Below are 22230 nucleotides of genomic sequence, written 5' to 3' on the forward strand. Positions count from 1 at the left end.
GGGAAGAAAAGGATAAACTTTTGATATTGGAGGGGGTTGGGGGTGGGGTTCTTGTACCTCATAACATCGGGAAGTGCTGTATTTTAAAATAAAAATCAGAATTTATTTTCTCAGGCTAGGCACGCCCCAGGCATCGCTCTTTTCCCTACGTAATTACACGCTCAAGGATGGTGCTAAGGCTAAAGTTTTTGTCGGATCGCCAAGGAGTACGTGATCGCATAGGGTAAATAGTTCTACCTCGGTTTGCGTCTGTCGCATCAGTCGGAGAAAATGACCTTCGGTATCAACACTCAAGGCAATATAGTTAAGGAACATTTTTATGTAGCCTATACGCGATCGCTCTGGTATAGTTGAAGCGGTAGGAGTTTGCCATAAACGGTCAATATAGTCGCGTACCTCCACTAAAGGAATGGGTGTGATCTGCTCTCCTTGCAAAACCTGGCGAATTTGATGAAAAAGCCAAGGATTCCCAATAGCCCACCGTCCCACCATCACCCCTGCTGCGCCGGTTTGAGAAAGCACTTCAACAGCAGTTGTTGCTGAGTTGATATTACCATTAGCCAGCACTGGACAATGGACGCGTTTGACAGCCTCCGCGATTAAATCATATTTGACAGCGCCGTGGTACATATCTTTGACCGTGCGACCATGTAAACTTAGCAAGTCAATGCTGTGACTGTTGATTATATCTAGTATTTGGTAAAAGTTATTTGTATTTTCAAAGCCTACGCGCATCTTCACAGTCAAAGGGCGATCGTTCACAGCAGAACGCAGTTCACCTAAAATCCGCTCTACTTTTTCCGGTTCTCGCAGCAACCCACCCCCAACATTTTTGCGATAGATTCTTGGTGCTGGACAGCCCATATTCAAGTCTACTCCAGCAATATTATAGCGACAGAGTTCCTTTGCTGTTCGAACTAAGTCGGGAATGCTTTCGCCAATCATTTGTGCAAAAACAGGGCGATCAGTATCATTTTCGGTGATTGCTGCGAGAATGTGAGGATTGAGACGGGAAGTATCATTGACGCGAAAATACTCAGTGAAGAAGTAGTCAGGACTGCCGTAGTGAGCAATAACCTTCATAAACCACTTGTTGGTAACATCCTGCATGGGCGCAAGAGCGGTGAGGGGTAGACATGGATGAAGGGATTGGGGAAGCGATACCTGGGACTTAGAGATGAAAACTGTTGCCATAAATTAGATTGTTGTTACAGTTTTTGTTACAAACGGGACTTATACAGGGGATATGGAATAAACGAACTACTCCAGGGACGGAGAACACAGAGAAATGGAGATTTAGGGAGGGATATTTTGCGTAAGTCCTGTAACAGTTAACAGTTAAACTAGATCCCGAATTTTTCAAGAAGTCGGGAATCTAAAAATTACGGTTTTAGTAATAGATAAAATAATTGTCCATTGCTGACTGTCACCCCCGCTCTTTCTCCCGCAGCTTCACCTGTTCCTAAAAAGTAATCTACCCTCCCTGCTCCTTTAATTGCGCCCCCTGTATCTTGATCTAAAACGTAACGACTCACCAGCCGATATTCGATTTTATTACTATTATTAATATAGGGAAAAGGAGCGCGAATTAATGCTAAAGCCCCTGGAGGCATTAATGATTTATCTGTAGCAATAGAACGCTCTGGAGTTAGTGGTACACTAATAGAACCTTGGGCTGGTTTTCCGTAGGTTTCTCGAAAAAATACAAAACTGCGATCGCGCGGAATATAAATATTCAAATCCTGGGGATATTTGCGGAAATATTCGAGGATAATTGGCATATTTAACCCTTCTAAAGGTAATTTACCATCATCAACTAACGACCTTCCTAAACTTCTATAATTATAAGCTGTATTACCAGCATAGCCTATGGTTGTTTGTGTTCCATCTGTTAATTTAAGTTTGGCTGAACCTTGAATTTGAATTATATAAGGTTCAAGACGATTTCTAAACCAAAATAATTCTAATCCTTTTAATTTTCCCTTTCCACCTTGTAAACCATCTGCACCTTCTAATTCTAATCTGGTAGGATGGGGTTTAGCCCAAGATTCTAAATCAGCGGGATAGCGATAAACAGGATAACGAAACTCTTTTGTTGGTTGACGACTGGCTAAATATACAGGTTCATAATAAGCGGTAAATAAAACCGTTCCTTTATTATCTCTCCCTACAGATTGATAAAAAACAAATTCTTTTTCGATAGCTGCGTGTAAGTCTTGAGCCGATTTTGTGGAAATCAACAATTGACGAAATCTTTGCAAACTTTGATCAACTCTTTCTCTAGTAATTTCCGATTTTTGATAAGCCATAATCGCCTGTTCTGTTTGCAAATATTTCAGGCTATAATCTATAGATTGTAATAATGCTTTTTTATCATCATAAGTTGCTTGATCTAAACAGGAAATATCCTCTTGACAGCAAGTAACTGGTACTCTAGGAACAAGTACGGGTAACTTCTTTGGCTCTGAATTTACTAACGGTGGTAAATTCCATTTTGCTAACCGACATTCGGGGGGACTAAGTTCTTGATTGAGGAGTGGTTTTATCCCCACAATCAAACTGGCCATAAATACAGGTAAACTAATAGTAATATTGGCAAAATGCTGGCTATTCATTCATGTTATGGTAGGTAGCAACCGCAGACGGTGAAATTCGATTTAAATACCGGAAAATCCAATATTTGAATATAGTATCTAAAATCACGGGAAATGTGGCAATAAATAAGAAAATAAAATCACGATTAGCCGGTAATCCCCAATGTCGTGATATCCCTTCTAACAGCACTTCCCAACCGTGGGGAGAGTGAAATCCAACGAAAACATCAGTAAATAAAATGATGATAAATGCTTTAGCACTATCACTTAAACCATAGACTACGTTATCAATAAATTCTTTGAGTACAGCAATATCAGATTTACTCATTATTAACAACACGGTGAAACTAATTACCGCACAAATATCAGCAAATACATTTTTAATTGCATTATCACTTTCTTGACGAAATTCCTCTTTTACTTCCTCCGCTTTCTCTTTGATTTTATTTTCTAATTCTTCAGACCCCAGAGGAGGTGCATTAGTAATTAATGCTTCAAATTTAATTCTTTCTTCAAATCTTTGTAATTTTAATAGTCCTTCTTCTTCCATTTCTGTATTTAAGAAAATTTCCGCTTTTTCTTGATTGCGAAAATGTTCTACCAATGGTCCAACAATTAGAGCTTTGGAAATTTGATGAGTCAGGAGAGGAATGATAATAAGTAGCAGTATAAATCGGATAGAGATAATACTTCTTTTTTGTGCTTGACGAAAATTTCTAACTACGTCCTGCTCAGAACCCGGATCTAATTCTACTTGTAGCCGAGTGATAGTATTGAAAATTGAGCGGGGTAAAATTCCTGTAGTATTAGCTTTTCCTTTTCTGATATTTTGGTTAGATTTACTTGCTGTTTTGGGTGTGAATGGCTGAGATTTAACTAAATCTACGGGGACTTTAACAGGTTGAGAATTGGGATTTTCATAATTTTTGTATATATCATTATTATTGTATTTAGAAGTAACTTGGTCAATAAATTCTAGTTTCTCTAAAATTAATGCTGGGCTACTATATTCTATACCCACTTTCATGGCGGCTTTTTGCTTAGATTCATTAGCCAACCACTGACTCGCTTTAAACTCCGTCAGCCGCATTTGTACCGTTTTTAATAACTTTTGCAAATCTGTCTCAAAATAATCCATGACACTACTACTGTAGGTGGTAGACTCGGCATCTATTTTGTTACCATGGAAATGTTTTTCTTCAATTCCCTGGATTTTTATAGCTGCTTGATAAGCTGCTTCTAAAGAACGCTCTGGTGTCAGTAGATACCATCTGTAAGCAGCTAGTAAAAAAGGGTATATTTTTTGTTTAAACACAGTATTTTTCATTGAGACCATGATCTGGCATTATCTACTAAACTATTAAACTTAAATTAACCTAAAAGATATGGTTTCTTCTATTTGGATTTTTGGTACTAGTCGCAGTGGTAAAACTACTCGCTTGCTAAACCAGTTTAGTGCTTGGTTGCAAATAAAAGACCGTAAGTTGTCCAATTTATCTGACAACCCTATAAATCCAACTTTAAATTTACACCAAAGAGAACTAAGTATTTTATTACTAGCTGCTAATGATGACAACAGACGAGAATTAGCTGATAGAGTTACTACTTTGACCCTGGGAAAACATCCTATTCGTGTCAAAACAGCCTTGGGGTTTTTTCAAGATGAGGTAATTTTATTTTGGCCATTATTAATTGATTTATTGTCAATAAAAGCACAATTTCCGGTTAGATTACGTCCAGAAACGGAACAGGAATTAGCGACAAAACTCTGGAGTTCCCATTTAAACTCAGATATCTTGCGGCGTGTCGGTATAAATGAGTATCGTTTAGTTAGACGAATACTGGATTTATGGCAATTAGCAGCTTATAGCGGTGTATCCTGTGAACATATTCCCCAAATATTGCACAGTGGTATAGTAGATAATTCTATCAATTTAGAACCGGAATTTTTGGGTTCTTTACTACTAAATTGGCGAAATTGGTGTTTAGAACGGGGTTTATTGACTTACGGGCTAATTACCGAGCTATATAACCAAAAATTATTAACTCATGGTGACTATCAGCAGCATCTCAAGCAACGTTATCAGGGTATCATAGCAGATGATGTAGATGATTATCCGGCGATCGCTGCTAATTTATTTGAATTTTTGTTAAATACTGGTGCTGTGGGCGCATTTAGCTACAATCGTGACGGGGCTGTCCGCTGGGGTTTGGGGGCAGATCCTCAGTATTTATCCAGATTAACTAAATATTGTCAAGTAGAGAATTTAACTAAACCACATCCCCATAGTTTGGGATATTTTCTCACTGATCAAATGGTAGAATTGGTAACACATCCCATGACAATGTTGAGTTTACCAAGTTCTGTACAGCCTGTCCAAACCACTTCCCGCGCTGAGTTATTACGTCAAATAGCCCAGATAATAATTCATGGGGTCAAATCCGGGGAAGTAGGGGCAGATGAAGTAGCAATTATTGCACCAGGACTAGATGCGATCGCTCGTTATACCTTGGTAGAAATATTAACTAAACAAAATATTGAAGTAGAATCACTTAATGAACAGCGCCCATTAATTAGTTCCTCCGTAGTTAGAGCCTTACTGACCTTAATAGCTCTAGTTTATCCTGGTTTGGGGCGTTTGGTGGATAGGGACGCAGTGGCGGAAATGTTAGTTATTTTAAGTCAATATCAAACTCCAGAGGGGGAGAAAAAAGAATTTCATCATTCTAGAATAGATCCGGTGCGGGCTGGGTTAATAGCAGATTATTGTTTTGTCCCCCACCCCGACACACCCAATTTATTATCAGTGAAAACCTTTGAACGCTGGGATAGAATTGGTTATACTGCAACTCAGGCTTATGAACAAATATTACAATGGATTGTCCAACAGCGGGAGCAATATCACCAGCGACCTGTTGTCACTCCCATTTTTCTCTTATATAAAGCCATTCAAGACTTTGTGTGTAAGGATAAAAATCCTTCATATCAGGAATTATCAGCATTAAGAGAATTAATAGAAACTGCTCAACATTATTGGGAAATAGACACTCGCTTAAAACAAACAGATTCCTTATTACTTTCACTGCATACGCCAGAAACACTTAGCATTACCATTGCAGAATTTATTCAACTGCTACAACGGGGAACAATTACTGCAAATCCTGAACCGGTGCGTTCTATCGGTAGTAATAGAAAAACTGTAACTTTAGCGACTATATTTCAATACCGTGCCAGTAAAAAAAATCACCGTTGGCATTTTTGGTTAGATATTGGTTCACCCCTGTGGGCAAAAGGTGGCGCGGCTACTTTATTTGGTGCTAATGTATTTTTACAGCATAGACTAGGAAAACCTTGGACAGCAGCAGATGAACAATTAGCCGAAGAACAAAGATTACAAATAATTATCGCCGATTTACTAGCGCGTGTGTCTGATAAACTATATTTGTGTCACAGTGATTTAGCTGTAAATGGACAGGAACAAATCGGACCTTTGTTACCTTTAGTTTATGCTAGTGAGGTGGTGTAAATAGCGCTGGCTGAATAAAGCTAAAACCTTTTATTTTTTATTAATAAGGTTTTCAAGTATTTTTAGAACAAAAAAATGCAACTGTTTTGGCTTATACCTTTGCCAACACCCTGAAACCCTGTTGATAGGGTAAGGGTTTTATTGGGTTTGGGAATTATTTTTGGAAAATTGGCACAGGTATTGTCAACATTACAATTTGACTTGTGCCAAATGGCTGCGGGGGTTATAGGTACGGATAGCCCTGATTTTCTCATAGTATTCCCTTTCTTGGGGATTGAGGTCTTTTGGGGGAGCGATCGCTACTTTTACCAATTGATCACCGCGTCCACCCTTAGTTAGCGGCCAACCTTTACCACGTAGGCGTAGAGATTGACCAGAACGGACTCCTGCTGGTAATTTGACATTAACATGACCGTCGGGGGTGGGAACATCAATAGCTGCTCCTAATGTAGCTTCATCCGGGGTAATCAAGACTTCGCAGACCAGATGATCCCCTTCCATTTGAAAAAAGGAATGGGGTTGTAATTCCACTTTCAAGTATAAATCTCCCCGTTGTTGGGTCTGATGGTTAATTTGGCCTTTTCCCTTAATCCGTAAGCGAGTACCAGCTTTAGCACCAGCAGGTATACGCACATCAATAGTTTCGCTACCTAAACTAAATCGTTTTTCGACACCGGAAAATGCTTCACCTAAAGTTAAAGTAATCACTGCTTCTGTGTCTTGTGTTCTAGCAGTGTCTTGAAAAGAAAAATCGTTAAAACCCCCATATCTACCACCTGTTCTCCCAGTGGAGGTAGAATCTGTGGCGGTTTGTCGTCCACTGCGAGGACCAGCGCCACCAAATAATTCATTTAAGAAGTCATTAAAACTGCCGTATTGTCCGAAGTCAAAGCCGCCCATATCAGCACCAGGACCACCGGAGGGGAAACCTTGACCGGCTTGTTTCCAATATTGACCAAATTGGTCGTATTTTTTGCGTTTATCTGGGTCTGATAAGACTTCGTAGGCTTCATTTACTTCTTTAAATTTTGCTTCGGCCTGTTTGTTGTTGGGGTTAACATCAGGATGATATTTACGGGCTAGTTTGCGAAAAGCTTGTTTAATTTCTTCCGATGTGGCGGTTTTAGTAATTCCTAAAATTGCATAATAGTCTTTAAAGTCGGTTGCAGCCATTTACTAGCCTCCTGTGGAAATTTAAGTAGGTTGGCGTTAAAAATTGTCGTTATGACAAGGGAACAGGGAACAGGGAACAGGGAACAGGTTTTGGGCAACTTTACTTTTTGTTACTTATGTCGGTTTTTTCCGTTCACCTATTTAGGTTATGTTTTTTCTAAAATATGATATGTACTGTTTTCTTGGTCTAATGCCGAAAAGACTCTAAATATTAAATTAACAAAAAGTTCCCAAAGTTAAGTGTGGTTTTTGCCGAATGTACCGGGGCAATTCCCGTACTCTTGCCATTGTGAATGATAAATCAACTCATCTATTCCTTCTTCTAAGCTGGGGGGAGCATCCCGGATTTGGCGGTGCATTCGGAAAATGATGTCTTCGGGAACTTGACGAATTCGTCTTTGATTTCGGGCTAAACATAGCCAGATTGGGGTTCTGAGCCAAATTCCGGTAATGTGAGTCAAGCCAAAATCACGGGCTAGGGTAATCACTTCTCGACGGTTTTTCCTTTGGGTGTTGGTAGCATCGAAAATCACTCCTTGATCTAAGTTTATCGCTTGTTGAAATTGTCGTTCTATTTCTTGCCAAATTAGCGGCCAAGCCCCTTGAATTGCTTCAGAACCAAAAAGCTGCCCCCGGATGGCATCTGTGGAAATTAGCTGCATCTGGGAGCATTCTGTTAATAGTTGTTTTGCTAAGGTTGATTTACCGCTACCAGGAAGACCAATCAGTAAAATTAATTTAGTCATTAGTCAGTGGTCAGTGGTCAGTGGTCAGTTGTCAGTTGTCAGTTGTCATTTGTCATTTGTCAGTTGTTAGTGGTAAAAAAATAAGGAACAACCGACGACGAACAACTGACTAACTAGATGATTGTTCCATGGGGAATGACAGCATTTTTGAGAACGACGACAATGCCACTACGAATGTAGAAGCCTTGTTTTTCCCGTTCTGCTTCTTGGATGTTGTCTTTGTTGATGATTTTCACATCGTGACCAATGCGGGCATTTTTATCAATGATGGCACGACGAATAATGGTGTCTGTACCAATACCGACGGGAATATCATTTTCTTCTAGGCTGCATTGTCTCTCTACAAATGGCTGATAATAGTCAGCGCCCATAATCAGGGTTTCTTCAATTGTAGATCCTGATTCTATGCGCGATCGCACTCCTAAAACTGAATGTTGAATCCGGCAATCTTTCAAGATACAACCTTCACCAATCATAGATTCTGTGATTTGGCAATTCAATAGTTTAGAGGGTGGTAGATAACGAGCGCGGGTATAAATTGGTGCTGCTTCATCGTAGAAGCTAAAGGGAGGGAGGGGTTGCTTGGTTAGGGCTAAATTGGCTTCATAAAAAGATTCAATTGTCCCAATATCTTCCCAATAGTCATCAAATAAGAAGGCTTGAACGTTATGATCTTTAGCTGCGTCTGGAATAATTTCCTTACCAAAATCAGTCCGTTCTAAAGATTCTTTTAGCAACTTAATCAAAACATCTTTTTTAAAGACATAAATCCCCATGGAGGCGATATATGGCTGTAATTGAGCTTGTTCTGGCGTTAATCCCAATATGGTAGTATCAACACGCATTTGCGCTAAGGCTTCCCCTTTAGGTTTTTCGCTAAAGTCAATTACTCTTCCGGCTTGATTAATTTTCATTAAGCCAAAATCCGAAGCCCGACGATCATCCATGGGAATTACGGAAAGTGTAATATCCGCATTTGTATCTCTATGACGCTTGATAAATTGACGGTAATCCATACGGTAGAGATGATCACCAGAAAGAATCAGAAATTCCTCTACATCCCAATCCTGTAACATCCAGATATACTGACGCACAGCATCAGCCGTACCTTGAAACCAGTTCGGGTTTTCTGGGGTTTGTTGTGCTGCTAACACTTCTACAAATCCATCGCTAAACCCACTAAAGTTGTAAGCACGGGCGATGTGACGATTCAGGGAGGCTGAGTTAAATTGAGTGAGGACATAGATTTTGAAAATTTCCGAATTGATGCAGTTGCTAACGGGAATATCTATTAAGCGATACTTCCCTGCTACTGGTACTGCTGGTTTGGCGCGAAGCTTGGTTAACGGATAAAGCCGAGTACCCGCACCCCCACCAAGAATGATTGCTAAAACTTTTTTCACAAAATTTCTCCCGACTGCCTTTCAACTCTCATCTACAGTTTAGGACTCTATGTAGCAACTGATAAAGACAAGAGCAAAGAATCTTAGGGATGAATTTTTAGAATGGGCGTTAATTGGAGAAAATAGAACTGATGTACTATTTATTCATGCTCACACCAATCTCCAGATTTTCCTCCTGTTTTACTAACCAAATGAATCGCCTCAATCTGAATCGTTTTTTCTAACGCTTTAGCCATATCGTACAAAGTTAAAGCAGCAATAGACACCGCTGTTAAAGCCTCCATTTCCACACCAGTTTCCGCCTTAGTTTTCACAGTAGCATCAATTTGATAACCAGGTAGTTGGGCATCGGGGATAATCTCAAGGGTAATTTTCTGTAAAGGTAAGGGGTGACAGAGAGGAATTAAATTAGCTGTTTGTTTAGCGGCCATAATACCCGCCAACCTAGCCGTTGCTAAAACATCACTTTTGGGGGTGTTTCCGGCTTGAATAGCAGCGAAAGTTTCAGGTAGCATCCGCACCTTACCAGTGGCCACCGCTTGACGAATAGTGGCTATTTTACCTGATATATCAACCATTTGAGCCTCTCCTTGAGCATCCAAATGGGTTAACGAAAAAGAATTTGAAAAATGATCTTGCATAATTGGGAAACTGTGTGTTATTATAAATCTTGTAAGTCAAGGTTGTAAGTCAAGGGTGTGTAGCTCAGTGGACTAGAGCACGTGGCTACGGACCACGGTGTCGGGGGTTCGAATCCCTCCTCGCCCGTTTTATAATTTTAAATGCACAAGCCCCATTTTTGGAGTTTGTGCATTTTTAATGGTCTTGCCTCATAACTAGCAACTTGAGTTATTAGGAGATGTCTAATGATTAGCCGCAGATAAACGCGGATAACCGCGGATAAGTTGAGGATTTTAAAACCAGACGCGATTTATCCAGATTAATCAAGTTTTAAGGCATTAACTGGTACATCGTCCCAAGATTTGACTGTCCGTAATTTTGCAATCCAACCTGCTGCTGTTTGTACTGCGGTTAAATTATTCTTGAATGACTGATGACAATCAAGTGCCTGAGACTCGTTACAACAGGCAATACAGGCATGAATCATCCCGGAAGGATCAATTTGCTCATTTACCCAAATAGTCATGTTTTATCCCCCTTAAAATAAAAGCGGCGGTTATTTTTTAGATCTCACAAATCAAAAGCAAAAATCAAAGGTAAGGCAAAATACCGCTAGTAACTAAGAACTCAATGTTTAGGGTTTTTGAGTAGCGATCGCTAATTTTGCCCCTTGTACCTGACGCACTTTATCCATAACTAGCACAACTTGACCATGGGTGGCACTTTGATCAGCGTTAATAATTACAACTACTTCTGTATTTTTTCCCTTTAATTGTTGTACCCTAGTTGGTAAAGTATCCAGGGTGACAGGCTGGCGGTTTAAACTTACATCCCCTGCTGAGTCTATTGTGACAGTAATTGGTGTGGCTGATGATTGGGTTTTGGCGGTGCCAGCTTTGGGTAAATTAACTGGTAATCCTTCGGAACGATTTAGAAATAAAGTTGACATGATAAAAAATGTCAAAATCGCAAAAATGACATCAATCATCGGGACAATATTAATCTGGGCTGGTAAATCAGGTTCATCAGGTAGACGCATTATGATTTATGTCCTCTTTCATAGTAACGACGATAAAGTAATTCTAACTGACCACCATACTCTTGAATCCAAGCAATTTGGCGTAAATACATTCCGCGAAAGGTGTTAGCAAAAAACAGAGTAATAATAGCTACCACTAATCCTGAAGCGGTGGATACTAAAGCTTCACTAATCCCAGAGGTGACACCAGCGGTTTTTGTCCCCCCAACATCGCCAATATTTAATGATGCAAAGGAGGTAATTAAGCCTAATACTGTACCTAGTAGCCCTAACAAGGGGGCTAAACCAATAATGGTATCAAAAATGTTCTGAAACCGTTTTAACAAGGGAATTTCTGCCTGTGCTTCACTTTCTAAAGCCAAACGAAATTCTTCGGGGTTGGGTTCTTCTAATACTAAGGCTGCTAAAAAAATCCGGGCTATAGGTAAATCAGCATTTCTATGTAGTATGTCTAAAGCAGCAACTACATTACCCTGACGATAAGCTTTGAGAACATTTTGGACAATGCGGTTTTGACGATTACTGATTTTTATCCAGAAGATAATGCGTTCGATAATTAGCGCCACTCCTAACACCGAAAAAAACAGTAGTGGCCACATGACTACACCACCGGATTTGAATAAATTACTAATTTCCATTGACTATTTTGCTTATCCTTGTGGAAGATTTTATATTTAGGGCTTGCTGAATAAGTTGTCTGTGAGGGTAGGGAACAAGGAACTCTTAACAGTGAACAGTTTCGGCTATCTGGATATCCTCAGTTTCCCAGATCCGACAAGGAAAAATACAACTGTTTTGAGAGACCATAAGTCAAAACCTTGTAGTTTCTTGTTCTAAAAATCCACAAAACCCTTATTGATAAACGTTTATAGCTTTATTCATCCAGCCCTAGTTACGACTGAGTGGGGAATGTCGAATTTAAGAGAGCGATCGCCATTGGTAAAATCCGATGCTCTTGCGCTTGAATTCTAGCGTGGAGTGTTTCTGGTGTATCCTCTTGGAGGACGGGAACAGCCGCTTGCATTAAGATATTACCGCTGTCAACTTCTAAAGAAACCAGATGCACAGTACATCCAGTGATTTTGACTCCAGCCGCTAAAGCCTGTTCTACGGCTCGTACTCCCTTAAAACTCGGTAATAAACTGGGATGAATATTAATCATCCGCTGGGGAAAAGCGTCAATTAAGACTTGTGTAACTAACCGCATCCATCCTGCCATAATCACAAATTCCACATCATACCGCTGCAATATTTGGACAACTTTACTATCAAACTTTTGCCGACTTTTATAATCACGATGATTTAATAGTATAGCATCTACACCCCATTTTTCAGCCCTAATTGCCGCCTTAGCATCAGGATTATTGTAAATTAAAACTTGAATTTTGGCGTTAATTTTACCATCAGCAACAGCTTGAGAAATTACTTCAAAGTTAGTTCCATTTCCAGAGGCCATAATTCCTAGTTTTAAAGGTTGATTAAATGAACCTTGGTAATTATAAATATCAGGAGAAATCAGACTAGAACAATTATTTATTATGGAATCATTAATCATATATGGGAATCCTCAATGGTATGTAAGAAAATATTTTGGTTCTTGCGTACTTACTATGCTAAATTAGTTGTTAAAACTGCAAAACCCTTACTATACAAGGATTTTCACTTAATTCATCGGTCAATTTGAGATGAATTTGGCATCAAAAACCATGAAACCTTTTATTTATATGGGTTATTTGGCATAACAGGTACGGAAGAGCCAATATTTTTGCTAGTCAATTACTTAAAACTCTCGTCGTAAGAAGATAAGAATAGCAAATGTTAAAAACATAAAGCTGTAAAGCAAGCCATAACCAGTATTGGTGATTAATGTTATCGTGTTGGGTAGTGCTTCTAAACCGTAAACCGCATCATTTTTTAGATCTAATCTGGATAAATCTGGTAATATCAGGTATAAAGCTTGGGTAATGCGTTCTATACCAGGGTTATTACTCAATTTACCTAATGCAACTAAATCTTGAGTAATATTTCCCATTAAATATACTGCATAAGTTAGGGCAGTGGCAATTAGGGAACTAGTAAAAACTCCTAGAGTAATAGCTACGGCAGTAATTAAACATAATTGGAAAAATATAAACAACGTAGCCAGAAAAATGCTGCTAATTGAATAGGATATTTTGCCAATTTGCAAAAATCCTAAATAAATCATTGTCATTATGACAACTAAAACAGCTATAATCGCTGATAGCCCTAAATATTTACTGGCAATAAATTCACTACGGCTGATGGGTTTGGCAATCAATACTAGGATAGTACGTTTTTCGATTTCTTTGTTAACTAATCCCGTACCGATAAATATAGCCACAATTAAACCAATGATATTCATGGTTGCCAAACCAAAATCTAGAAAGATTTTATCAGAAGTGGTGGCTGTAAATTCAGGAATCGCCCGGAAGGCCAGAGTGAGTATGAGTGCATAAAAACCAATTATGTACAGGATGCGATCGCGTATCACCTCCTGAAATACATTCTTGGCCATGACAACAGTTCTAATTACATTCATATTTGTTAGTCATTAATTATTAGTCATTAGTTCTTAGTTGTTGGTTATTGATTTGCTTTCGTTCTATTTTACCTTAGTTTTGTTACTTTTTGGGTGGGGGAGAACCATTGAAAAATTTACTTGTGCGATCGCAAGAAATCTTGGCAACTGTATTCTTATTATCTGTCTGTTGTCCCGATTGAGACGGTTGAATAAAACAAGATTTTTTCCAGTAAAATCCTTTGGAATTGGCACTCGGTCCATTCCAAATAGTCAAAATATCTAGCTGATATCCAGATTTCATATTAACTAGACGAGGTTCAACACTCCAGAGTTGTTTTTCTTGGGATCTACTGAGGTGATTATTAATTGTTCTCTTCCCCAAGTTCCCTAGCTGCTGATCAGCTTCTAGTAACCATTTTTCTACTTCTGACCAAGGTTTATTGGCAATTTGTTGCTTAACTAAAGGTTGCAGTTTATTTAAAATCAAATCACCATTTTTGGGTTTTTTTGCAGGTGGTTCTAGTCTAATTACAAAGGCGCTTTTCTGAAAGTTGTCTGCACGTAAACTAGGATAGTCTTTTAACCACTTATCTATAACGAAGTAAAACTGCAACCAACAACTAATTAGCATACACCAAGATAACAAAATTATTATTTTTTGCCTATCTTGTAATTTGGGCAGTTTTGCTTTTGCGGATCTTCCTCCCGTACCTTCAAAGAAGTTAGGTATGGCCGTAACAATTGCAGATATTGTTGGCCAAATAACTATAGTTTTAGCTGTTAATATATTCTCCTGATGTCCAAAGGCAAAGACGCTAACTAAGAACCCTGTGATTATTGCCCCGACTGGCATAAAAGTTCCGGGAAATCTTAAAGGATCATCGGTGGTATACCAAGCTGTTCCTGCTAACAAAAATAGCCAACCACAAAAGGCAATAATATCTTTGACAGATCCTACCGCAAAATATGATATTCCCCAAGAAAAAACACTCAAATAAATAAATGTCTGCCACGAGTATGCTTTTGCTGGTGTCAGAAATGTTTGCAACCCGGCGAATAAACCTTTAATAAATTGAAATATGCCCAGTATTTCCTTAAATAATGAGTCCATGGGATTACCTCTAACTAATAAAGTGATTAATATTGATCATCTTACAGAATACAGAGAACGAATTAATAAGATGATGGTTATGGCAGTGTAACTCAGTGAATTTGCTATTAAGATTGCAATTACTAAATTAGTATTTTGCAACTTAGCTATATTCATATAAATTGCTCTTTGTTGTGAAGAAATAATGTCTGTTTCTGTTTTTTTTCCACCTTCATCCATAACAATGATCAGCATTTTCATAATTAAGAACTTAATTATAAAAGTCGCTAAAAAAATAGTAAATGATAACAAAATTATCAGGGAACTGATACTAGTGTCTTTTAGCTTATTAAAAAATACATAATTAATCAGTTCTGATTTGATATTAGTAGGTAATATGGGTTCGATCACAAAAAAGATAATCCAGCCAATTACACTAGAAAAAACATTAATGGTAATGGCATAAAAAATGCTGGTCTTCTTATCAAACTTTAGCCATTTATTAAGAACGGAAGCTTCTATGGGAATGGCTGCTAGTAAGAATAATATTTCAAAAAATATTGCCCCAATTGGCAAAATTATGGGTAGTGATAATTCTTCAGACATATTTGTTAAAAGTCTAAGTTAGAACCATTTGGGCGGTTATAATCCGCGCTTACATTGACGAAACCCACCTGAGTGAGTTGATAAACCTGATTTTTGGCTGATAAAAAATACTAACAACCCGCAATTATCTCATGTTTTGGTATTTATAATCTGAGTATTTAAAGATTTTTTATGGAAATTATCAATACATTTACTTAATGTAAATACGTAGGCAGAAAACCGTACATCCTCAGCCCGGTTTCGTTAAGATAAGGAATTACCACTTTATAGCTTTTCAAAAGATGACAAGGAACGGTATCGGTATTCGCACAGCGCAAGTGCGTTCTGAGCGGCTTACGGGTCAAATTCACGTCTATGATGGTTTGGGCAAAGGTAAGTCCCAAGCGGCTTTAGGGGTGGTTTTGCGCTCGATAGGTTTGGGAATTAATACACCAGAGGATTCTTATAACCGGGTGTTACTGTTGCGGTTTTTAAAGGGTCCAGAACGGGATTATGATGAGGATGGAGCAATAGCGGCTTTACAGCGGGGATTTCCCCATTTAATTGACCAAGTTCGCACGGGAAGAGCCGAATTTTTCGGACATGATCAAATTACACCTTTTGATCGTACGGAGGCTACACGGGGTTGGGATGTAGCCAAAGGTGCGATCGCTTCTGGTTTATACTCGGTTGTAGTTCTGGATGAAATTAACCCGGTTTTAGATTTAGGTTTGCTATGCGTGAATGAAGTCATAAACGTTTTAAAATCTAAACCCCAAGAATTAGAAATCATTACGACTGGACGCGCTGCACCACAAGCATTATTAGATATTGCAGACCTACATTCGGAAATGAAACCTCACCACCACCCCACAGCCGCAGAACTGTTTATTGAAGGGATTGAAATTTATACAGGTGCGGGTAAGGGTAAATCTACCAGTGCCTTGGGTAAAGCTTTACAAGCTATTGGCAGAGGTATCAATCATCCTGGTTCTAACCGTGTATTGATTATGCAGTGGTTAAAAGGTGGTAGTGGCTATACTGAAGATGCAGCTATAGCCGCTTTACAGAAATCCTATCCAGAAGTAGTAGATCATCAACGTTGTGGACGGGATGCCATTGTTTGGCGTAATTCGCGTCAAGAATTAGACTATATAGAGGCGGAGAGAGGTTGGGAAATTGCTAAAATGGCGATCGCTTCTGGTGTGTATAAAACTATCATTCTCGATGAACTCAATCCCACTGTGGATTTAGAATTATTACCTGTTGATCCTATTGTCCAAGCATTATTACGTAAACCCCGCGACACAGAAGTGATTATTACTGGTCGCTGTCAAAATCAACCAGCTTATTTTGATTTAGCCAGTATTCATTCTGAGGTTTATTGTCATAAACATTACGCAAATGAAGGCGTGGAATTGAAGCGGGGAGTTGATTTTTAACCGTAGGGGCGCAGGGTCTGCGCCCTTCGTTCTATTTCTATTTAAGGTATAAGTAGGTTGGCGTTAAAACTTGTCGTTATGACAAGGGAACAGGGAACTCTTAACTGGGAACAGGGAAGAGGTTTTGGGCAACTTTACTTTTCGTTACTTATGTCGGTTTTTTTCCGTTCACCTACTTAATATTTTTATTTGGGTTGAGAAAAACCAACCCAAAAATCACGATTATTGATGATCTTCTTGATTTAACCAAGTTATTAAATCAGCAACTTCAGAAATATTAAACAACGCTGCACCTAAATTTTCTAGCTGTTCAACAGGTAGGATTTTCACTCTTTCAAGTATTTCAGAATCAATTTCTCCAAATCTTTGATTTAGTAGCATTACACAAAATTTAACTGCCTCTTTTTCTTCTCCTTTTTGGAAAATGTCCTGATAAATTACTGATTCTTGCATAATATCCTCACTCAATAATTGACGAATAAAATCTTTAAATTATAAATTGTCTGAATCAGATATTGAGTAGGTTGGGTTGACGTTAGGAAACCCAACATTTTCAAGCATTTGTTGGGTTGCGCTGTCGCTTAACCCAACCTACACAAACTATTATTGATGATCCTGTTGATTTAACCAAGTTATTAAATCAGCAACTTCAGAAATATTAAACAACGCTGCACCTAAATTTTCTAGCTGTTCAACAGGTAGGATTTTCACTCTTTCAAGTATTTCAGAATCAATTTCTCCAAATCTTTGATTTAGTAGCATTACACAAAATTTAACTGCCTCTTTTTCTTCTCCTTTTTGGAAAATGTCTTGATAAATTACTGATTCTTGCATAATATCCTCACTCAATAATTGACGAATAAAATCTTTCTCAAACCGCAAACCGGCTAAAATCTCTGTGTAAGCTGCAATATCCTGTTTAGTCTCCCTGTCTGCAATTTTAGCAAGATTATTGGCAATCTGAGATAATAAACCTTGGGGTGAATTTGTCCGGGTTAATGGTGCTAATGGTAATAATGGCAGACTATTTAAAAATAATTCTGGTTCTTCTTCCCACATTCTGATGACACGGTAACGGTGTCTGGTTGTTTCGTTAACATATTCTTCAGTAAAAACAATTGGATCATCTGTTTCTTGTAAGAAAATCACTACTTGAGTAACGGGAACTTGATATGTACGGATTAATCTCACTGAATAATCTAACTCTCTAAACGGAATGGGAGGTTTAGATTGTGGTTTGGTTTGAAATTCAATATGTAAAATGCGATTTTCTGTTTGTAAGAAGGTGACAAAATCAGCGCGAATTGGTTCTATACTCAATTCGGTTTTTAAAACTTTGATTGTTTTTGGTTCTTGGGGAAGTAACCATTTAGCAAAATCAAAGGGATATTTTTCTGCTAGTAGTTTACAAACGTTGTCAAAACTCATAGGGTGATTAAAATTAAATTGTCTGAATCAGATATTGGGTGGGTTGACGTTAGGAAACCCAACATTTTCAAGCATTTGTTGGGTTGCGCTGTTGCTTAACCCAACCTACGAAAACTAATTAATATCAGAAGTTGGGGACATGGATAAAGTGATATTATTGAGAACTTTCGATAATTTGAATTTCCTCTGCTGTTAAATTATATAGTTGATAAACCATTTGATCAATTTCTGTTTCTAATGCGGTTGTATCTGCATTGGGATCTGATTTTTTAGCGTTGAGAATTTGATCAACTAATTGCGTCAAAATATTTTGATCACGATCAGAAATTTGAGGAATAGGAATTTGTTCAAAGTATTGAGGTTTTACTTCAATATAACCACCACTTCTGACAACACAAATATTTCTCAAAAAATACCAAATAACTTGAGAGTTAAGGATACCAAGTAAATATTTCTTCTTGACACTTATCGGTAAAAATACTGCTGGTGCATTGAGATAAGTACCTGATTCATCAAAACAAAATTTATTTGAGCTTTGCAGATTAGGAAATATAATTTTAGGTTGGGTAAACAGATCATAATAAGCACAGTTTCTTAATTCCCACCAATATTGACCTTTATCATGTCTTTCTTTAGCTTTTGTCTTAAACTTTAATAAATGGTAAAAAATACTTGGATATTGTTTTCTCATCTTTTCTAAAGCATCTTTTTCTGTTAGTTTACCAAAATTTAATTGTGTAGATTTACTGGCAAATATTATCATCCATTTAGAAGTAGATGGAGTAAACCATTTTTTAATATCTTTCCCATCAAAAATAGGTTTTAATTCCTGATCATTAGATATTTCTTGATTAATAATAAAAGCCTCATTTAATCCTGTTAATATACCACGATAACATTTACCAAATATATCTATAATTCGCTTATTTTGATTGAGTCTACTTAATAATTCATGCTCAAAATCATTTCTAAAATGCCAGACATCAGCTAATAATGATTGATGAGAAATTCGGCTAAAATATTCAGCATTAAAAATATTTTTCTTGTCATTATATATAGTTTTATTAACTTTCATAAAATCAAAACTTTCATTAATATTATCAGATTTAGAAGCAAGAAAAATAATTGGATAAGTAGTAGCTTCATCAAACACAACTACAGAAGTCATATCTAAATACTTTTCAATTGTAAAATTTTTGATCACAAAATCTCGTAATGTCTTACCAGCAGTTGTTTTATCATAAGTATTGTTAATAAAACAGAATTTACCCTGATTGACTAATATTGAATATGAAAGCTCATAAAAATAATAAAATATATCTCCAGCAGTAACGAAGGTACTAAATTTATTTTTTAAGTAGATTTTTAAAGCTCCTAATTCTTCTGATCTAATATAAGGAGGATTACCAATAACCACATCAAAACCGATAAAAACACCGTCATCATTTAATACTTCAGGAAATTCAAAACGCCATTCAAAAGCATTTTCATATATTTTACCATTTTCTATTTCTTCAATCTCAACTTTTAACTTATTAATTTCATTATTTAACTGATTAATTCTTTGACCACGGATTTTTTTCTCATCTTCACTTTCTTCTAGTAATAAAGTTTGATTTTCCAGATTATAAACTTCTCCCTCTAATTGTCTTAACTTAGTTTTATTAGGATCACTTAATCCTAAAGTTGTTTTAAAATTACTTTTAATATTGTTAATTAATTTTTCCATTGCTCTTTTTTGTTCTCGGTTCTCAGCATTGCGGTAAGTTTTGACAGCATTTTTATAATCTTCTATAGTGTATTTCTGCTTACTTAAAGCAACTTGCAAATTACCATCTAAGGAAAAGCGACTAATTAAAGAATTACCACATTTAATATTAATATCAATATTGGGTAAAGTCTCCAATTCTCTCATATTCCCCTCTCCTCCCAGGAGAGGGGTTAGGGGTGAGGTTTCTCCTCCCAGGAGAGGGGTTAGGGGAGAGGTCTTATAATAAGCATTTTTCAAAAGTTCAATCCATAAACGTAACCGACAGATTTTTACAGAGTTGGGGTTAATATCCACACCAAATAAACAATTTTCAATAATCGTTTGTTTCTCATGAAATAGAGTTTCTTGTACTCGTTGACTTTCCTGATTTTTCGGGTTATATTCAAATAATAAACCATGCTCATCAGTCACAATTAACTCATCATTAGCAACCTCAAAACTATATTCCTTTAATCTCTTACCTTGTCTATCAAGTAAAATTTTTAACTCACTTTTAATCGCAATAATTTCATTTAAAGCAGAAACTAAAAAATGTCCTGAACCCACAGCAGGATCACATATTTTCAAATTGTTAATAAGATCATTAGCTGCTTTTTTATCCTCGATTTGATCATATAAATCATCAATAGTTTCACAATTCCAACCTTTAAGATAATTAAACTTTTGAATAACCGCTCTTCTAATGGTTTCCCGACACATATACATAGTAATAAAACCGGGAGTAAAGAAAGAACCATCTTTATAACCATTAATTTTCTCAAAAATTAAACCCAATACAGAAGCATTAATTAACCTTTTATTTTCTTCCTGAATTTCTTCCCCAATGTCACTACTAAAATTGTAAGCATTGAGAAAAGCAAACAGATATTCTAAGGTATTAATTTCTCCAGTCAGTTTTTTACCATTGTTATCTTTTAAGATAGTACCAGGAAAAATGGGCAATTTTTCATTTCTCAAATTGCTAATACAAATAGTTTCCTGTTCAATGTCTGTCGGTTCAAACAAAGAACTATTCAAATAAGGAACATGAGCAAATCTTTCTTGTAATTTTTGTTGTAAATTCTGACTTCTTTCCTGTGGTTTACGCGCTAAAACACTAAAAAATAGACTATTGAGATCATCATAATTTGCAACTTTTTGTAAATTCAAGAATCCCCAAGACGGATCATTTTTATGATATCTAATTAATTGAGCTTCTAATAGTTTTAAAAACAGGATTCTATTCATCCAAGTAATTGCTAATTCTAACCCTAGATTAAAAAGTTGTTCTTGATAGGTTTCTCCAAATTGTTCTGGTTTTTCTAAACGAGAAATTTTATCTAAACTATCAATTTGGGAAATAGCATTTTCTATCAAAGAACCAATATTTCTATCATGTTGTTTTTTGCGTTTAATCAGCTTTTTACCACCTTCCTTAGTTTCTACCAAACCGATAATATGTAATAATTCACTGTAAAAACCTTTATCAAGGGTATTACTATCATTAATAAAAGGTAATTTTAATAAATGTTCTGGAGAAAATAGTTTAAATAGGGAAATTAACTTATGTTCATCTGGATGCTTACCTGGGTTTAAATATTCCTGATATTCTCGAATATCAAAATGGGTAAAGGTAATTTTATCGGTAATTTCAGTAATAGCAGGTTGAGCAATTTCTTTATAGAAAAATTCAGTTTTTTTGCTAGTTAATCTCCCTGCTTCAAAATCAGTAAATTGTTTAACCAGAGATTTATTACCAATAAATAAGTTTTCAAAGGTCTGAGCATCGAAAATAAACCATTCGTAAATATTAGTAGCGATTAAATATTTAATTTCTAAATTTTTCCCTGTTAAACGTTCTCGCAAGAAATATAAAACTAATTCCTGAAATGCTTTAGTATTGAGATGATCAACTTTCAACATTTCACTTTTATTATTTGGCTTTTTAAATTCTAAAATCACCCCCACACTACTTTTAGCATCTTTACCATTATAAATAACTAGATCATTGCGTCCCTTAGTATTAATAAAATGATTTGCACGATAAAAAGTATTCTTGAAAAAATCCACAATGAGATTTTTATGAAATTCTTCAGATTCCGATTCATTAATTTTATTAATTAGATTTTGCAGATGATTTTTAAAATTTTCAACATCATTTCTAAAGGGGTTAATTTTCAGAAATGCTTTATTTAATGCTTCTCTAGGTTGCAATTTTTGTAAGTTCATTTTTTCACACCTTGATATTTATTAAAGTTGGTTAATTTCCACAGGACTTACGCAAAATATC

General features: G+C 36.7%; 19 protein-coding genes and 1 tRNA gene. 3 read left to right on the forward strand and 17 right to left on the reverse strand.

Annotated elements, in window-relative coordinates; all coding sequences use genetic code 11:
• Positions 1 to 153: 153 nt before the first annotated feature.
• From H6G25_RS09040 to H6G25_RS09050, 3 genes are all read right to left on the reverse strand, one after another.
• Positions 154 to 1194 carry a tRNA-dihydrouridine synthase family protein gene (locus H6G25_RS09040; protein ID WP_190392188.1) on the reverse strand — a complete coding sequence of 347 codons (1041 nt, stop codon included), beginning with the start codon at positions 1192 to 1194 and terminating at the stop codon, positions 154 to 156.
• 188 nt (positions 1195 to 1382) lie between these two features.
• Positions 1383 to 2615 carry a murein transglycosylase A gene (locus tag H6G25_RS09045; protein WP_190392189.1) on the reverse strand — a complete coding sequence of 411 codons (1233 nt, stop codon included), beginning with the start codon at positions 2613 to 2615 and terminating at the stop codon, positions 1383 to 1385.
• The gene (locus H6G25_RS09050) at positions 2608 to 3921 is read right to left on the reverse strand and encodes a proton extrusion protein PcxA (RefSeq protein WP_190392190.1); all 1314 of its coding nucleotides are present in this window, start codon (positions 3919 to 3921) and stop codon (positions 2608 to 2610) included. Before H6G25_RS09050 ends, H6G25_RS09045 begins: the two co-directional genes overlap by 8 nt.
• 58 nt (positions 3922 to 3979) lie before the next feature.
• Here H6G25_RS09050 and H6G25_RS09055 point away from each other — a divergent pair, with 58 nt between their 5' ends.
• Positions 3980 to 6121, forward strand: coding sequence for a recombinase family protein (locus H6G25_RS09055; protein ID WP_190392191.1), 2142 nt, complete (start codon positions 3980 to 3982; stop codon positions 6119 to 6121).
• Between the two features lie 189 nt (positions 6122 to 6310).
• On the opposite strand, the gene H6G25_RS09060 is transcribed toward H6G25_RS09055, so the two are convergent.
• The 4 genes from H6G25_RS09060 to moaC form a co-directional block, all read right to left on the reverse strand.
• Positions 6311 to 7294, reverse strand: coding sequence for a DnaJ C-terminal domain-containing protein (locus H6G25_RS09060; RefSeq protein ID WP_190392192.1), 984 nt, complete (start codon positions 7292 to 7294; stop codon positions 6311 to 6313).
• A 236-nt stretch (positions 7295 to 7530) separates the two neighbouring features.
• The gene (locus tag H6G25_RS09065; RefSeq protein WP_190392193.1) at positions 7531 to 8040 is read right to left on the reverse strand and encodes an AAA family ATPase; all 510 of its coding nucleotides are present in this window, start codon (positions 8038 to 8040) and stop codon (positions 7531 to 7533) included.
• 113 nt (positions 8041 to 8153) lie between these two features.
• Positions 8154 to 9443 carry a glucose-1-phosphate adenylyltransferase gene (locus H6G25_RS09070; protein WP_190392194.1) on the reverse strand — a complete coding sequence of 430 codons (1290 nt, stop codon included), beginning with the start codon at positions 9441 to 9443 and terminating at the stop codon, positions 8154 to 8156.
• 140 nt (positions 9444 to 9583) lie between these two features.
• Complete coding sequence (gene moaC, locus H6G25_RS09075) at positions 9584 to 10084, reverse strand: cyclic pyranopterin monophosphate synthase MoaC (protein WP_190392195.1); 501 nt, start codon at positions 10082 to 10084, stop codon at positions 9584 to 9586.
• Positions 10085 to 10137: 53 nt separating this feature from the next.
• Here moaC and H6G25_RS09080 point away from each other — a divergent pair.
• Positions 10138 to 10211: transfer RNA gene (locus H6G25_RS09080), tRNA-Arg, on the forward strand.
• A gap of 172 nt (positions 10212 to 10383) precedes the next feature.
• Here H6G25_RS09080 and H6G25_RS09085 read toward each other — a convergent pair.
• The 7 genes from H6G25_RS09085 to fraC form a co-directional block, all read right to left on the reverse strand.
• The gene (locus H6G25_RS09085) at positions 10384 to 10590 is read right to left on the reverse strand and encodes a hypothetical protein (RefSeq protein WP_028082131.1); all 207 of its coding nucleotides are present in this window, start codon (positions 10588 to 10590) and stop codon (positions 10384 to 10386) included.
• Positions 10591 to 10698: 108 nt separating this feature from the next.
• A complete protein-coding gene (locus tag H6G25_RS09090) occupies positions 10699 to 11103 on the reverse strand; it encodes a biopolymer transporter ExbD (RefSeq protein ID WP_190392196.1) in 405 nt (134 codons plus the stop codon).
• Positions 11103 to 11741, reverse strand: coding sequence for a MotA/TolQ/ExbB proton channel family protein (locus H6G25_RS09095; protein ID WP_190392197.1), 639 nt, complete (start codon positions 11739 to 11741; stop codon positions 11103 to 11105). The genes H6G25_RS09090 and H6G25_RS09095 overlap by 1 nt, the downstream gene beginning before the upstream one ends.
• Before the next feature lie 254 nt (positions 11742 to 11995).
• A complete protein-coding gene (purN, locus tag H6G25_RS09100) occupies positions 11996 to 12658 on the reverse strand; it encodes a phosphoribosylglycinamide formyltransferase (RefSeq protein ID WP_190392198.1) in 663 nt (220 codons plus the stop codon).
• Between the two features lie 225 nt (positions 12659 to 12883).
• The gene (locus tag H6G25_RS09105; protein WP_190392199.1) at positions 12884 to 13663 is read right to left on the reverse strand and encodes an ABC transporter permease subunit; all 780 of its coding nucleotides are present in this window, start codon (positions 13661 to 13663) and stop codon (positions 12884 to 12886) included.
• Between the two features lie 82 nt (positions 13664 to 13745).
• Complete coding sequence (fraD, locus tag H6G25_RS09110) at positions 13746 to 14756, reverse strand: septal junction protein FraD (protein WP_190392200.1); 1011 nt, start codon at positions 14754 to 14756, stop codon at positions 13746 to 13748.
• Positions 14757 to 14792: 36 nt separating this feature from the next.
• The gene (fraC, locus tag H6G25_RS09115; protein ID WP_190392201.1) at positions 14793 to 15341 is read right to left on the reverse strand and encodes a filament integrity protein FraC; all 549 of its coding nucleotides are present in this window, start codon (positions 15339 to 15341) and stop codon (positions 14793 to 14795) included.
• Between the two features lie 281 nt (positions 15342 to 15622).
• Here fraC and H6G25_RS09120 point away from each other — a divergent pair, with 281 nt between their 5' ends.
• A complete protein-coding gene (locus H6G25_RS09120; protein ID WP_190392202.1) occupies positions 15623 to 16762 on the forward strand; it encodes a cob(I)yrinic acid a,c-diamide adenosyltransferase in 1140 nt (379 codons plus the stop codon).
• A gap of 222 nt (positions 16763 to 16984) precedes the next feature.
• On the opposite strand, the gene H6G25_RS09125 is transcribed toward H6G25_RS09120, so the two are convergent.
• The 3 genes from H6G25_RS09125 to H6G25_RS09135 form a co-directional block, all read right to left on the reverse strand.
• Positions 16985 to 17215, reverse strand: a complete 231-nt coding sequence (locus H6G25_RS09125) for a DUF4351 domain-containing protein (RefSeq protein ID WP_242034914.1) — start codon at positions 17213 to 17215, stop codon at positions 16985 to 16987.
• Positions 17216 to 17365: 150 nt separating this feature from the next.
• Complete coding sequence (locus H6G25_RS09130) at positions 17366 to 18190, reverse strand: DUF4351 domain-containing protein (RefSeq protein ID WP_190392203.1); 825 nt, start codon at positions 18188 to 18190, stop codon at positions 17366 to 17368.
• Between the two features lie 154 nt (positions 18191 to 18344).
• Positions 18345 to 22169: a TaqI-like C-terminal specificity domain-containing protein gene (locus H6G25_RS09135; RefSeq protein ID WP_190392204.1), complete on the reverse strand. Its 3825-nt coding sequence runs from the start codon at positions 22167 to 22169 to the stop codon at positions 18345 to 18347.
• Between the last annotated feature and the right edge of the window lie 61 nt (positions 22170 to 22230).

Origin of the sequence: Dolichospermum sp. FACHB-1091, from assembly GCF_014697585.1 — a bacterium.
Classification (GTDB): domain Bacteria; phylum Cyanobacteriota; class Cyanobacteriia; order Cyanobacteriales; family Nostocaceae; genus Dolichospermum.